14 protein-coding genes are annotated in these 14,576 nt (G+C 68.9%); 10 read left to right on the top strand and 4 right to left on the bottom strand.

Annotated elements, in window-relative coordinates:
- Window positions 1-90 precede the first annotated feature (90 nt).
- From ACWD3I_RS25990 to ACWD3I_RS25960, 7 genes are all read left to right on the top strand, one after another.
- Entirely contained in the window at window positions 91-324 is a 234-nt protein-coding gene (locus ACWD3I_RS25990) for a hypothetical protein (RefSeq protein WP_365401366.1), read from the top strand.
- Window positions 325-855: 531 nt separating this feature from the next.
- Window positions 856-1,458, top strand: a complete 603-nt coding sequence (locus ACWD3I_RS25985) for a hypothetical protein (RefSeq protein ID WP_365401363.1) — start codon at window positions 856-858, stop codon at window positions 1,456-1,458.
- A gap of 64 nt (window positions 1,459-1,522) precedes the next feature.
- On the top strand, window positions 1,523-2,560 hold the full coding sequence (locus ACWD3I_RS25980) for a hypothetical protein (RefSeq protein WP_365401360.1): 1,038 nt from the start codon (window positions 1,523-1,525) through the stop codon (window positions 2,558-2,560).
- A gap of 301 nt (window positions 2,561-2,861) precedes the next feature.
- On the top strand, window positions 2,862-3,473 hold the full coding sequence (locus ACWD3I_RS25975) for a hypothetical protein (protein WP_365401357.1): 612 nt from the start codon (window positions 2,862-2,864) through the stop codon (window positions 3,471-3,473).
- A gap of 40 nt (window positions 3,474-3,513) precedes the next feature.
- On the top strand, window positions 3,514-4,440 hold the full coding sequence (locus ACWD3I_RS25970) for a hypothetical protein (protein ID WP_365401354.1): 927 nt from the start codon (window positions 3,514-3,516) through the stop codon (window positions 4,438-4,440).
- Between the two features lie 61 nt (window positions 4,441-4,501).
- On the top strand, window positions 4,502-5,782 hold the full coding sequence (locus ACWD3I_RS25965) for a hypothetical protein (RefSeq protein ID WP_365401351.1): 1,281 nt from the start codon (window positions 4,502-4,504) through the stop codon (window positions 5,780-5,782).
- A 39-nt stretch (window positions 5,783-5,821) separates the two neighbouring features.
- The gene (locus ACWD3I_RS25960; protein ID WP_365401348.1) at window positions 5,822-6,613 is read left to right on the top strand and encodes a hypothetical protein; all 792 of its coding nucleotides are present in this window, start codon (window positions 5,822-5,824) and stop codon (window positions 6,611-6,613) included.
- Here ACWD3I_RS25960 and ACWD3I_RS25955 read toward each other — a convergent pair.
- The 4 genes from ACWD3I_RS25955 to ACWD3I_RS25940 form a co-directional block, all read right to left on the bottom strand.
- A complete protein-coding gene (locus tag ACWD3I_RS25955; protein ID WP_365401345.1) occupies window positions 6,549-7,478 on the bottom strand; it encodes an alpha/beta fold hydrolase in 930 nt (309 codons plus the stop codon). The two genes, ACWD3I_RS25960 and ACWD3I_RS25955, sit on opposite strands and share 65 nt — an antisense overlap.
- 3 nt (window positions 7,479-7,481) lie before the next feature.
- Window positions 7,482-7,976, bottom strand: a complete 495-nt coding sequence (locus tag ACWD3I_RS25950; protein WP_365401342.1) for a GNAT family N-acetyltransferase — start codon at window positions 7,974-7,976, stop codon at window positions 7,482-7,484.
- Between the two features lie 620 nt (window positions 7,977-8,596).
- Complete coding sequence (locus tag ACWD3I_RS25945) at window positions 8,597-9,325, bottom strand: 2'-5' RNA ligase family protein (RefSeq protein ID WP_365401339.1); 729 nt, start codon at window positions 9,323-9,325, stop codon at window positions 8,597-8,599.
- Window positions 9,264-10,718 carry a helix-turn-helix transcriptional regulator gene (locus ACWD3I_RS25940; RefSeq protein WP_365401336.1) on the bottom strand — a complete coding sequence of 485 codons (1,455 nt, stop codon included), beginning with the start codon at window positions 10,716-10,718 and terminating at the stop codon, window positions 9,264-9,266. Before ACWD3I_RS25940 ends, ACWD3I_RS25945 begins: the two co-directional genes overlap by 62 nt.
- 493 nt (window positions 10,719-11,211) lie before the next feature.
- On the opposite strand from ACWD3I_RS25940, the gene ACWD3I_RS25935 reads away from it, so the two are divergent.
- The 3 genes from ACWD3I_RS25935 (at window position 11,212) to ACWD3I_RS25925 (ending at window position 14,575) form a co-directional block, all read left to right on the top strand.
- Window positions 11,212-11,925, top strand: a complete 714-nt coding sequence (locus ACWD3I_RS25935) for an aminoglycoside phosphotransferase/kinase family protein (RefSeq protein ID WP_365401333.1) — start codon at window positions 11,212-11,214, stop codon at window positions 11,923-11,925.
- 521 nt (window positions 11,926-12,446) lie between these two features.
- Window positions 12,447-13,982, top strand: coding sequence for an ATP-binding protein (locus ACWD3I_RS25930; protein WP_365401330.1), 1,536 nt, complete (start codon window positions 12,447-12,449; stop codon window positions 13,980-13,982).
- Between the two features lie 68 nt (window positions 13,983-14,050).
- Entirely contained in the window at window positions 14,051-14,575 is a 525-nt protein-coding gene (locus ACWD3I_RS25925) for a roadblock/LC7 domain-containing protein (RefSeq protein WP_365401327.1), read from the top strand.
- Window position 14,576 lies beyond the last annotated feature (1 nt).

Below are 14,576 nucleotides of genomic sequence, written 5' to 3'. Positions count from 1 at the left end.
ATGACTCTTAAGGCTTGCATCACCATCCAGCATGGGATATAGTCTTAAGAGTCAGCAAGTGATGTTCATCCTCTCCCGGAAGGAGTCGGCGTGACGACCACGCTTCGCCTCAGGGCCCACGTGGCCGACGGTCGCTACACCGTCTCCACGATCGAGCTGATCGACCCCACACCGGACGGCATGGCGTTCGAGACGATGGTCTTCGACACCACCGTGGACGACGAAGTCGATTGCCGCCGCTACACGACCTCGGCGGAGGCCGTCTCCGGTCACGCCGCCCTCGTGCAGGAGATCCAGCTCATCGAGGATGCGCTGACGCCCTGACCCGCCGAGCCAGCCGCGCCTCCACTCCCCCGGAGCGCGGCACCCCGGCCAGCCCCCTCCCCCTCCACGGCTGGCCGGAGCCGTCGGTCCGCCCGCATGCTCTCCCCCAGCCCTGCGGGCGGACCGACTGGCCTTCTACGACTGCGCCTTTGTGATTGCCCTCGGTAGTTGGCGAGTCGACCCGTACGTCCGCGCTGGTCACGAGAGTTCTGCTCATCGAGGTTGGCGAACTCTGCTCTCGGTTGTTGGCGAATCCGTGGCTGCCGCTGCCTATTCGGCGGTCGAAACCTCAGGTCGGACGATCCCTACAGCCCACTTGCCACCTATCGAGAACATTCGCCAACTACAGCGAGCGGTCACAGCCAGCTGACCCACAGCCCCGGCGCCGAAGCACCGAAATCTATCCACAGGTAAGCAGCCCTACGGTCGTTCAACGCGTCACGCCTGGCTGCGCCAGTCCGGGCACGCCATCTCATGTCCCCCTCGCCGCCGCGCCATTGATCACCTGACCCCAAGGAGGGGTGCAGCCCCATGCGACAGGCCTCACGCAGTTACCGCCGTCGGCAACTCGGCCGCCCGGCCGCAATCATCCTGTACACCGTTGCGGCACTGGCCCTCGCGGGCTGCGGGACCGCCGACGCCAACTCCGCGGATGGCGCGAACTCGCCGAGCCGTACCCATGAGACGCGCCAGGCGCTGCCCGCGGCCTCGGGAATGGCCTCGATCGTGTCGTTCGTCAACCAGCACACGGCCTGCCTGGATCTGGTGCCGGGCCGGGAGTACGACGCATCCGGCCGGAGCCCTGCGTGGGGCGGGGAAGAGGCGCAGGACCCGTCGTGGGGCATTGCCGAGCGCGCCGTGTGCGAGGACAGGTTCGCCGACGCCGTCGCCCTGCTCACGGTGCCCGACATGAAGACCTTCCAGGCCGCCGTAAAGGAGAACGGGCACACGGCGTTCCTCGTCGGCCAGGACTTCGCCGTCGCTCCGGTCAACGGGCGCACGGCTCGTGACCTGGCAGGAGCCGGTCTCAAGTTCCTGACCTGCGTCCCGGACTTCAGCGTGCCGAGCGGCTACAACACCGATCGTGCCCTCGTCGACGGATGCGTGCTGAGCAACTACGTCCCCGCGGCCTAGTCCCGCACCTCTTCCACCGCACCTCCGTCTCCACCCATCACAGAAACAGGAGAGCAACAGCACTATGCGATCCACCACGAAGCGCCGGCGCCATCCAGCCGTGCTCGCCCTCAGCCTTGCGGCGGCCGTCACCCTGGTGGGCTGCGCGTCCGGCTCGGGATCCGACGCCGCGGAACCCCGGACCTCGAAGGCCGCATCCCCTTCGGCTCCGAAGGGCGTCGTGACGAAGCAGTTCGCCGCCTCGACGCTGTCCGCGTACGAGAAGACCAACAACAAGGCCAACGGCCTGGCCAGCAAGGCTCGTACGGAGCGGGCCGGAGAACTGCTCAGCACGGTCGAGGGCGGCCAGCTCAATGAGCAGAGCCAGGCCGACTACGACCAGTGGAAGACGTGGTCGTCCAAGGAACAGAAGGCGTACGGCACCCCGTTCTTCTACACCGATCGCCAGTACCTGCTCCCCCGCGAGGGCACGGCCACCTGGTTCGCGGTCGTCGGCAAGTCGTCGAGCGGCGACAAGGACGAAGCACTGATGATCTTCGACCGGGTGGACGGCACCTACAAGATGGTCGCCTCGGTCTACGCCGAGTCGACACCGATACCCGAGGTCGCCGTGGACCGCGACGGGCTCGCCACGGCCGTCGACCCGTCCCGGCAGGTGGGCGCCCTCGCGCCCGACGGCCTGGCGGTCGCCTTCGAGGACCTCTTCGAAACCGGCGGCAAGCACTCCGGCGCCCAGCTGGCGTCCAGTCGCCCGGCGAAGGAGAGCATCGGGTTCTACAAGAACCGCAACGACAACAACGGCGGGAAGGCGACCACCGAGTTCACCTACGCCGCCCCGGCGCACCCGAAGGTCTACGCCCTGAAGCTGAAGAACGGCGGCGTGCTGGCCGTATTCCCCACCGCGCACACCATCACGCGGTCGCTGAAGGGCGCGTACGCCGCGGCCTACGAGATCGGCCCGTCCAAGGCCGAAGCCGTCTACAACCCGCTCAGCCGGGACACGATCACCGATGAGCAGCAGGGCCAGGCCCTCGCAGTGCTGTCGCCCTCGGGCAAGCCGCAGGTCATCGCGCGCGAATACCGTCTCGTCGACTCCCGGTAAGAGTCTCGCCACACCGCGCGGCTGACACCCGTTCAAGGGGCGTCCCCTCGGTTTGCAGTACCGCCGCCTTCGCCGCGCCTGGGCGCTGCTGCGACAGCCGGCTCGGTCCGTGATCTCCACGGGCCGGGCCGGCTGTTCGGCGTCCCGGAGAAACCCGCCACCCCTTTCGTCTCTTAAGGCTTGCATATCGCGCCCGATCGAAGTAGAGTCATAAGAGTCAGCGGGTCGCTTCGGCGGCTCACATTGGACCGGCGGCGCCCGCGCTGCCAGCTCCCCAACGGCTCGACAGCGAAGGCTCGCATTGGACCGCTACGCCCAGCTCGAACTCAGCGGCTTCGGCACGCTCCGGATGACCTTTCTGGCCGACCCGACCACCGGAGCGGTGCGCTACTGGCTCACCGCCCCGCACGTACGCGGCAGCGTCGTCCTGGTCCCTGCTCTGTTCTTCGCGGACCCGAGCCTCCCGCAGACACCTGCCCGCGAAGCCGACCTGTACATCTTCGCGCGACTCGACAACGTCCCGACCGGAATCGGGCGCAACGAGCGTCCGCTGACGGTCCACGGAATCGAACTCGCCGGCCGCAGCGCCGTCAACACGCAGAACCTCGGTCCGATCGAGGCCTACCGCATAGGCCGGTCCGGTCACACCGAACTCCTGCCCAGCCGCTCGGGCCAGCTCGCGCGCGTCGTGCTCGGCGCCGCTGCGAAGCACTGGAGCCACCGCGACGACCGGCCCGTGCTCGACGATCTCGCGCGGCGAGCCTCCGCGGAGCACTTCCTGAGCGAGTACGAGAACGAACTCGCCAGGCGCGAAGAGGCTGTTCGTCGTGCCCAGGCCGCACGGGACGAGACACAGCAGCGGATCAGCGCCCTGCGCGACCTCGTGAACCCGGCCGTCCCGGCCTGCGCATAACCCGCCCGATCCTTCATCCTGCCCGCTCATGGAAAGAGACATGCAAACCGACTCTCAGCACTACGCCATCCGGCACGGCGACGGCCGCTGGCTGTACTACCTGCCGCACCCGCCCGGGCTCCCGGCCTCCCTGCGCACGTCGGTCCTCGCTGACGGCGAGCCGATGCAGCCTCTGGGCGACGGCAGCGGCGCATGGTGGGTGACCGGCCACCGCGCCGAGCGCCTCACCGCGGTCTATCAGCCCCGCCCGACGGTCACCGGCTACCGGCTCACCGACCTCTCGGCCCGCTCGGAGCGGTTCCCGGAGTACCTCAGCATCGAGGACTGGCACCAGGCGCGGGGAGACAGCGGCCACAGCGAGGCCTACTACTCCCTCTACGAGCAGGTGACCCAGGACAGGGACGCCCAGGAGTACGTGTACGAGGGCCGGACCGTCATCCTGACGGGCGGAGAGCCGCCCGCGCCCGGAGGCCCGCCGTGGGTTGCGTCCATGCCGGAATCCCTGGTGCAGCGCCCGGAGTACCACCACTGCTTCCCGGGCTACATTCCGGGTCTGCGTGACCATCTGCGCGACCTGATCCGGCGCCTGGGTCACGTGGAGCACTGCTTCAACGGCCGCTCGGGCAAGCCGAACGGGCTGTACGTCACGGTGGGGGTCCCGTTCGAGGAGCCGGTCTCCCACTGGGTGCCGTACATCGGCGCCAACGGCCGGCCGCTGAAGTCAGGCCGCAACGAGCCGGTGCTGGTGCGGCGGGAGATGTACCTCCCAGTCGCCGACCACGTCAGCGGACCCGATTACCACACGGCGCTCGCCGAGTGGGAGCAGCAGGTCTCCTTCTGGCTGGGCCTGGTCCGGAACGCCGCTGTCCGGGCCTGCAACGCCTGCGAGGGAACCGGCCACGTGATGGATGTCCCCGAAGGCGTCCACGCCCCGGGCTCGATCAGCGCACTCGCGCCGTCGCACTGACCCCTCCCCGGCGGCCGGGCGAGACCGCCCGGCGAACTTCCCTTCGTCCCCTTGGAGTTCCTTGTCCCCCACCGCTTTGACGACGCGTGCCGAGTTGCCGCTGGCCGACCACAGCACACTCGTTGCCCAGGTGACCGCCCTCCCGCACGGTCGCGTCCGCTACGTCGTACGCGCCCCTCACGTCCGGGGCACGTTCGTCGTCGTACCGGAGCACCTCCAGGACGGCACCGTCGTTCCCTCCACGGTCAGCGTGCAGTACGGCGACGATGCCGGACCTGTCGGCTACTACGAGCACCGGCCCGACGAGCCGGTTGTACACGGTGTCCGGGTGCACGGCTGGACCGGTGACCTCAACCCGGCCTCCGTACCCGACGGATACTTCCTCGGCCAGTACGCCACCAACCTCCGTGACAACCGCGTGCACCGGCAGCTCACCTCCGCTGTGCGTCGCCGTACCGAGGCTGTGATCCGGGCGATCGTCGGGCACTGGTACACGCTGCCCCAGCGTGAAGTCCTGCTCAGGTCCGCAGCCCGGTCCAAGGCACCGGCGTTCGCCGAGCACGAGGCCGAGAAGGCCGCGAAGGCGGAGGCCGAGGCGGCCGACCTCCAGCAGCGGCGGGCCCTTGCCCGGCGCAAGCTCAACGTCGTCCTCGGCATCGCCCGCCGCAGCCCGCGCCCGGTTGGGCGCCCCGACCCCGCCCCCGTACGGCTCCCGCTCGTCGACGGCCGCGGCCGGCCCATGGGATCGGTCCGCGTCGCCGAGGTCGCGGTGGACGGGGCCGTCCGCGGAAGCGTGGTGTACGAGGTCACCGGCGCACGTGTGCACGGCCGGTTCACCGTCGGGCGGGACATCTACCGGCCGCTCCCCATACCCGAGGGCATTTGGGTGGCCTACGGGCACGCACACCAGCCTCACTTCGAGGACGAGCGAGAGCACGAGCCCACCGTCAACGGCGTCCGGCTCAACGGGGCGTGGAACCGCGACACGATCGAGGACCTCACAGCGACCGCGCCGAAGGAACTGCCGGCCCGGGTCCGCACCAGCAGGACGACCGGGCATTCCGCCCCGTCCGCCACCGCTCGCCGTGCCTCGGCCGTACTGCGGGCCCTGGCCCTTCACTACCTTGCCCGCCCCGACGTCGAGGCGCTGCAGCTGGCCGCCGCTCAAGACAACGTCCTCAGCCAGCGCGCAGCTGCCCGCCGAGAGCTGCGGAAACTGCGCGAGCGCCACCGCGCAGCCGAGCAGCGAGCCCGGACCCACCGCAGCCGGGAGCGGCAGTACCGCTCGCTGACCGTCTCCGCCTCTCATTCGCGAGACCGCCTGGCAGCCCTCGCCGCCTGAAGCCCACCCACCACCCCTCCCCCGCTCAGTAAGGAGAACGTGCAACCTTCCGAAGAGATGCAGCTGGTCAGCGACCACTACGACGCCCTCGGCCGCGCCCTGGTCGACACGCTCAACCACCGGGACATCCAGGGCGGTGGCTGGACCCACGAGCCGGGCTGGAACGTCCAAGGCTCGGTGCTCCTTCACCATCCCGCCGATCTTGGCGTCAGCCTCGTCCGCATGAACACCCACCGCAAGGGCGACGCCGGGCGGCGCCTGACGATCGATGGCGTCTATCCGAGCTGCTGGGGCGGTGCCCGGGTGGCTCCGATCACCGTCGGCATGGACCGCCCGGCCCTGCGCATCGCGGACGAGATCGTGCGCCGGCTTCTGCCCGACTACCTGGAAACCCTCGTCAAGGCGCTCAAGGAAACACGCGTCGCGGAGGAGCACCGCCGTGCCAGGGCCGTGATGAACCGGCGCCTGGAGGGTGTCCTTCCCGGGCTGTCGGGGGCCGGCAGCCCTCGTCATCCGGAACCGGCGCGCTCCCGCTCCTACTGGTACGGCGGCCAATACAGTCAAGGTCCGACGCCGGTACTGGCGTCCGGCACCGTGACGCTGCGGGCCGACGCAGCCCACATGGACCTCAAGCTCACCGACGTCCCCACCGAGCTGGGCCTGAAGATCCTGGAGATGCTCCGTCCCTCCCCTGTCATCGAGGGCGTCATCACCGGACGGGCCATCGAACCGGCGCAGGGCGCGCTGCCGCGGGCCGAACGGCTCATCACTGGTGAGCTCGTCGACCGGACTCGGCCGCATGATGCCGAGGCTCTCCCGGCCGGACCGTGACACCCTCCAGGGCCTCCTTGCAGGCCCGGACGAGGACGGCGTGGACTTCCCTGGGGTGCTGAGTCGGCAGGCGATGGCCGCCCCGGGGAACGAGGTGGACCACAGCTCCGGGGATCTGAGCAGCCAGCCGTACTGCGTGGACAGGCGGGATGTGACGGTCGACCTCGCCGACGAGTAGGTGGACCCTCACTCGTCTCAGGGCCTCCAGCCGGGAGGTGACGTCGTGGGTCATCAAGGCCCGGTACCAGCGGGCCGCGATGTCGATCGGCGGCTGCGGATAGGGCCGCGGCCGCACAAAGTCGCGCACGCGCTCGGCTGGCCGGGGAACGCGCAGGCACAGTTCGGCCATCGCGCGCCGGGTGAGTCCGAGCAGCCGCCGGTGGACCGGGTTGAGCCGGGCGGCCAGGTCGAGGGCCCCGCTGGTTGTGGCAGCGAGAACGACTGCGACCACCTGGTCGTCGAGCAGCTGCGGATGCTCGGCGGCGAGCCCGAGTACGGCCATACCCCCCATCGAGTGGCCGACGAGGGCCACGGGGAGCCCGTCGGGGGCCTGGTCCTGGATGATCGCCCGCAGGTCGCCGGCGAGGAGAGAGATGGACGGCTCCTCGGAACCGGGGGTCGATGCGCCGTGGCCTCTCTGGTCGTACCGGACGACGCGGATGTCCGGGTGCCGGCGCAGGAGCTCGTCGGCGTGCCGCTCCCAGATGGAGGCCGCGGCCTGCCAGCCGTGCGCGAAGATGACGACGAGGCCAGGCGTGTCGGGTCCGTCGCTATAGAGCGCCAGACGGGCGCCATCCGGCCGGGTCAGGTGAGCGGACGGCACTCTCGCCGGGCAGGAGACGGGCGTGCTCTGCTGGGCGGTCACTGCTCATGTCCCCACAGGTACGGCGATGTTGACGGTCGTTCCGCGCGCCGGGGGCAGGACGATTCCGAACCGCCGGAGCATGGACTGCATCCTCCGGTTGCCCGACACCACCAGGAGCGTGAGCTCGCGGACCGACTCGGTGCGGGCGACCGCGAGAGCGTGGCGGGCCAGGGCCGTTCCTAGGCCCTCGCTCTGCCACGAGTCCTCGACGAGCAGGGCGAGTTCGCGGACGCCTTCGGTGTCGGTGTGCATCAGGTGGGTCAGGGCGACGACGTCGGCTTCAGCGGGATCGCCATCCTGACGCGTGACCCAGGTGATCCCACGCTCCGGGTTGATCAGGTGCGCCCACTCAGCCCGTGACAGGGTGCGGCGTGCGCCTCCGTAGCGAGCGAACCGGGTTTCCAACGAGCATCGGGCGTGCAGGGCGTTCGCGTCCTGGAGGTCGTCTGCGGTCGCCAGGGAAGTCAGCGTTGGCAGACCACTGTGGGTCTGGATCATCCAGGGGACCGCCGGGGCCTGCAGTGGCCTCGCTTGAGTGACGGGGGAAGGCGAGAGCATGCTGAACCGTCCCTTCTGACGGGGGAGTTGGTCAGGCCGCAACCGGGACTGACGACCCTGCCACTGGTTGCCTGTGGACAGATTTTCTGTGCGGCGCCAGCTGTACCTATCGCCCTCTGTTGTGTGACGACGATCGGTAGATGGCCCCTTCGAGAGGTATGTGGCCCCGCGGCTGTCCGCGTCAGTTGACCTGCAAGTTCGCTGCCGCCCGGGCCGGTTTCGCACCCGAGTTGGGCCAACTGCCGTTCGTTGCGCGGGCCAGGTACGAGTACTTGGACTCCCCCGGCCAGCGGCAACGCGTCGAGGCGAGGCCATCAATCGGCCTTGGTCACATGTTGCCGCTGTGGGTCGTACCGGCCCGAGGCAGATGGGCCCCTTGAAGAACGACCGCGGCGGCTCCTCGCCCAGGAGATCAAGTCGTCAAGTAGGAGGGCACGTCCAGTCGGTCAGCATCGGGCCCGGCGTGACCTTCAGCCGCGTGGTCGTTCGGGGCCCGGGCCGCGCCGGCTGGCCACGGGATGACCGTGGTGGAGGAGTCCGCGATCTCGCTCCTTGGGTGGTCAGTTCGCAGACGCGCCACTGATCGGGAGTTGGACGGTGTGGATGACGCGCCATTTGTATGCGGCCGGCTCACGCCTCAACTCGACAAGATCGACGCGGTCGACCAGCAGGCGGATGGCGGGGAGCGCCCGGAGTGGCCCGACCGCGTCTCGGACGGGCCCGGCCGGCAGCAACTGGTGGCAGTAGCCGATGCCAATGTGCGGCCGAAGCCGGCTGCTGGGCTTCATCGCGGGCAGGCCGACGGCGGCGGAGGCGGCAACAAGTCGCCGGTGCAGGTCCACGACGGGCGTCCAGGGCGCCACGCTGTAGCGCAAGGCACCGCGGGACCCGGTGAGCGGCATCGCTGCGAGGGGGAACGCGTGCGGAGGATCGTCGCGCACCAGGCGGACGAGACGGTCCAACTGGTCGTCGTGTATGTCGTCGACCAGACCGACCCGGCCGAGGGTGGCGTGGAAGTCGCCGGGGCCGATCAGGTCGAATGCGCCCAGGCCGTTGACGGCCTCTTGGCAAAGGGCTGCTTGGTCGGTGAAGGCAGGGTCTGTGATCGACAGCAGCCAGTAGTACGCACGCGTACCGGGCGACCACCCCGGTCGCTGCCAGTGATCGCGCATCTCGGAGACGTCTTCGAACGCTGCCCAGTCGTGGGCGGCGATGACGTCGGCATCGTCAAGATCGAAGGGAGGGCTCGCCGGGAACGCGTCCGGATGCGTGGTCAGTGGAGGAGCCATCCCGTGCTGCTGTCCTTCCCGAGGCGTGTGCTTTCACAGGCATCGTGGCAGAACTGACCAGCTCACGGACACGGGGAGATTCGGACCACGCTCGCAACGCCTCGGTGTAGTCGCGGACGGCCGTAGCGTTCTTCCAATTCTCGACGGTTTTGCGAAGTTCGTGGGCTCGCTGGACGACGGAAAGGATCAGGGGGCCGTCTTCTGCGTCCCGCAGCACCTGGCGGCCGAGGAGCATCGCGTGCTCGAGGTCCGGCCGGCTTCCGGAGACGTGGGCCGTCGCCTCATCTAGGCGGACCAAGGATCGGGTCCAGTCAGAATCGGCGGTCGCAACGTGCTCGCTGATGTCCTCGGCGTAACGCCTCACCTCCGCGGTGTCGCCGAGACTGACATAGGTGGTGATCGCGTTGGCCAACGTACGCGTAACGCCGTACGGCTCCAGCGAGATGCAGGGCGTCAGAGCCGTAGTGACGGAGTAGCGGGCGCTGAGGTCTTCCGCCGTCTCGATGGCAAGGATGGCGCCGTCTCGCTCGTGCATTCGGGCCAGAGCACGGGCTCGCCCGTTCACTTGGAGGCGGATGGCCTGGGGGTTGAGCGGAGCGAGCGCGATTCCGGTGTCGGCCCACCGGACGGCCTCCTCGAAGTCCCCGCGGTAGTAAGCGGACAGGGATCGGGTGCCGTACGCCCACATGACCGTCTCCAGGTCGCCGATGTCACCTGCGAGTCCCACGGCTTCAGCGCAGTAGGACTCGGCGAGGTGGTGACGGCCGGCGTTGACCGCCATGTATCCGAGGACGGCGGAGGCGCGCGCAGTCACACGGAAGAGGGCCGCGCGGTGGGAGGGAGGCTGCTGCCCGCGCAGAAGTCGGTGGAGGTGCGCCCGGAGTTTGCGGGTCTTGGCCGCGAGGTGGGAGGTGCCCGTGGGGCCGTCGAGTTCGTACAAGTCGACGATACGGGCCAGCGCGTTCTCGGCAGTCTCCAGGGCGGCGACCGCCGTGTTGGTGGCCAGGAGTTCGTTGAGCGCGGTCACGACATCGACCGGGTCGTCCCACTCCGGTTCGGCACGCGCGAGCAGGGCGATGGTGATTGCCGGTGTACGGATCGGCGAGATCTCGTGCGGTACGCCGAGGGCCTCAAGAAGGGGGATGATCTTGTCGATGGTCTTGAGCCTCCGGCTTCCCGCTTCGAGCCGGGACACGTCGCCCTGGGCCAGGCCCGTGTGCGCGGCGACGTCGCTCTGGCTCATGCCGGTTAATCTGCGGATCGTCATGAGGACCAGGCCGAAGTCGAAGGCGGCGAGCGCCTGTTGCAGGCCCGGATCGTCCCAGACGTGTGCGGGAATCCACGGCCCTCGTTGGCACGTTGTGCACAGATTGCCGGTGTTGTAGCGGCTCAATGGGTCTCTGCACCAGGAATTGCTGCACCGGCCGTTCGCGTGGCTCACGTCGCTCCCCGAACTCGCCCTTACGAATCCCATCAGCGTATGCACTTCTGCATATGCGAGAACGCATTGGCACTGGAAGAGCCCTGCGGAACTCTCCTTTTCGGACGCCACTACGACGTGTTGAGGAGGGAGGTGTACCGCAATGACGCACGGCTTTTGGACTGATGATGACGTGGTTCGCGTACTCGACGAACGATACGGCCTACGCGCGGTAGCCGTCACTCAGGAGGACGAGCTAGGGCGAAACACTAGGAACTGGCGCGTCGAACGCGAAGCAGGGACTCCCGTACGTGTGTTGCAGTACCTGGACCGGAGCCGGATGGCTTCAGCGAAGGCCGGGCTTCATATGGCCGAATACTGCCGGGCAGCATCTCTGGAGGTTCCACGGATCTGGCCCGACTCCGCGAGTCACCTGCTGTCGGACGACGGCAAGTGCGGAGTATCAGTGGCCGATTTCGCCGCCGGCAAGGCGTTCATCCGCCCACTCACGATCAGCCAGGCCCAGCATCTCGGCCTGAGCCTCGCCCTCATGCACCAAGCACTCGCCGCCTATCCCCCTCCGACCGAATCACCGGGCCCCAGGGAAGCCGCCTGGGCTGAGTGTCCCATCGACGACATCATCTACGCGCACGAGGCGGCTGCTCTAGCCGCCGTCACCGCCGGCGCCCGCGATTCGCACGTCTCCGAGCACCTGCGCTGGGTCCGTCGGCACCTGCCCCACCGTGTCGGGGATCTACGCGCCGAAGTGCCCGAAGTCCTCACGTCGCACGCCATCCATGGCGCGTTCGTACCTCCCAACATCCGTGCGGACGAGCCGAAGCCCGTCATCACCGGCTTCCGGGCCCGCTGCGGCTACCTGGTGTGGGAACTCGCTCGCATCGCCTTCGACGTTCGAACGGTCGCCGAGGGCACCGAATGGGAGGCGTGTGCGGCCGCACTGCTGTCGGCCTACCACCACGCGTTCCCTGCCTTCCCGGTGTCCGAACTGGTGGCCTGTCCGCGAATCGCCTTGCTGGAACTGCTGTGCACGCCCTCCCCCACCGCTCAGCCGAGGTCCTGGGCTATGCGCGCCTCCGCCGCCCGACGCTTGTCCGCAGCACTGCCGGAGCTCGAAGTAGCGATCCGTCGCCTGGGCAGCCACCCGCAGAGGCACCTATGAAGTGCGCGCAGCCGGCGCCATCGCCGCCGAACGGCTCTTCCTGCCCCGCGTCCTGCGCGGGACCGTCCGAACCGGTCGCCGGGGCGCGGCCCCACAGATGCGCTCTCCCCGTGGAGCGCGGCCCGTCCCGGCGACCTTCCCTCCGCACCGCCCACAGGTCTCGGCTGAGCAGCACGGCCTGGCGTTACCCGTCAGCAGCGGACACGGAGCTTTCCCCTACCGAAGGTTTCGGACCCGCGGCACTCCAGGGGGAGGTAGCAGCGTGATCCGGCTGTTGGCGCCGCCGTCCGCCCTCTCGTGGCCTCCCCTGTAGCCGGCCGTCAGGGCACGGAGCCCGGCGTTCCCCCGCGTCGAGCACTGCGCCCTGGCGGCCCACTCCCTGTCCGCGGGGTCTTCCGAGACCCCCACCAGCGCCTCCTCGCCGACCTCCGAGGTACTTGATGTCTGTCGCTCCTTCACCTCCGTCACCGGCCGACCACCGTCGCAGCCGAAGTCGGCGCCGAACGCCGGGTGCTGAGGCGTTGCGCACGCCGGAAGGTCTCACGCTGCGGCTCCGGCTGCTGCCGGCCGCCGCCGGCGCGTCCGCGTTCCTCAGCGTCGCAGCTGCTTGGTCAGCCTGCGCTGCGGGTGCGGTGACCATGTGGGGAGCCGCCGCGACTGCCGTTTCGGCATTCGCTGTTGTCTGTGTCGCCGCTGACCGCTGGGCGATGCGGATGGCGAACACCTTGAACGGTCAGCGCGCCCAGCGGGACGCTGCAGTCGCCGGCGCGACGGAGCGAACCGAGCAGTGGCTCAACTACTTCATGACAATGATCGTGGAGAGCGACAAGGGGCTTCGCCTCGCCGCCGAGCAGATAAGTCGGGGGGAGACGCCCACGGCACCGTCGGCGGGGTTTGAGGCGACGGCAGGCAAGAGCGATACCTGGAGGGATCTGGAGACCGCCCTGCGCCGTTCTCACGCTTCTGCCTGGCATCTGGTGGTCAACCGCCGGCAGGCCAATGCCGACATGTCGCAGGTCTTCCTCTACCTCGCGGGAGGCCTGTTCGCACTGGTGGTACGCGCGTTGAAGATCGTGACGGAGCGGGAATCCACAGTCGAGGATCCCGACACCATGTACGACCTGCTGGACGTCGACAGCCTTCTGCGGCGCATCCGGCGGCATGCCGCCCGGTTCGCCGTGCTGGGTGGTCAGCAAGCCCGTTCGGTTGATGAGCCAGTCCGGCTGCTGGAGCTGCTGCGCGGTGCGGTCGCAGAGGTCGAGCGTTACGACCAGGTTCGGATCGACACGCCGAAGTTCGATGTGCGCATCCCTGCCGGAGGTGTGGGTCCGGATCTGATACATCTGCTCGCCGAGCTGATCGAGAACGCGACGAAGCACTCGCGGCCGCAGAACAAGGTGACGGTCAAGGCCAGTGAGGTCCAGGCGGGACTGCTCGTCGAGATCGAGGACCGCGGGTTGGGGCTGGCTGATGACCAACTCCTCTACTTCAACCGGCTCCTCGCCTCCCCCCAGGAAGGCGATCTGGCGGAGCGGCTGGCCGAGCATCAGACCGGGCTCTTGGTCGTTGCCCGTCTCGCCGCCCGCTACAAGGTCGGAGCCAAGCTCGAACGGAACTTCTTCGGCGGCACCACTGCGTACATCGTGACCCCCAGGGCGCTGCTGCTGGAGCCCGCCGCCGTACCACCAGCACCCGCTACGGCCCCGCCCCCCTCGCCCCGGCCCGGGCAGCCAGCCGGAGGGCCTCGTCCCAGCGCGGTAGTTGCCACCCCTCCAACAGCGCCTCTTCCACAGCGTCGCGCGCAGGCCACGGCATCGGCAATGCCCACCACCGATGACCAGCCGGTAACCAGCGGGTCCAAGCCCCAGCTGCCTCAGCGGGTACCGCAGGAGCCCGACTCGCAGCGGCGCGCCGCCCCCGGACCTTCCCCCGGGTCCAGCGCGCTCGACGTTCACCCCGGCTTCATGGCGAACTTCACCGCCGGGTTCACCGGCAGAGCGGATGAGGGCCAGGCGCCCCAGCCGCCTGAGGAAGGCCCGCAGCCTGAGGACGGCTGATCTACCCCCCACCAGTGCCCGGCCCTGATGCCGCGGCGAGACCCGTACGGAGAGACGGAGCCTTTGTGATGACCGACAACAAGCCCGCGTCCCAGCAGCAGGGACAGTCCCTGGATCTGGAATGGCTGCTCACCCCCCTGCTCAATGTGCCAGGAGTGACTGGGGCGCTGCTCGCCGCCCAGGACGGCCTGCAGCTGGCCTACACCCGACGGACCAGCGAGTTCGCGGATCAGGGCCTTGACTCCGAGACAGCCGACCGCATGGCCTCGGTGATCAGCGGCATGTACGCGCTGACCAACGGCATGGCCTCCATGGCCGGCGGATCGGCGCGGGATCTCCAGCTGTGCTTTATCAAGCACAGGGACTGGACGCTCTTCGTGGCGAGTGCCGGCACGGGAGTACCGAAGGGAACCCCGCTGGGTCTCGGGAGCACCAAGCCCGAGGATGTCGAATGCACCCTGGGGGTCTTGACCCGCCCGACAGCCGATGAAGGAGCCATCGGGCATGAAATGCAGCTGCTGGTCAAGGGCATGGATCGGCACCTGAGGACGCCGGCCCGGCAGCCTGGGGTCGGCCAGGACGACGGCCAGTGAC

The organism is Streptomyces sp. NPDC002817 (assembly GCF_053592055.1).
Note: the sequence above shows the minus strand (reverse complement) of the source record. Positions and strands in the feature narration are given on the sequence as shown.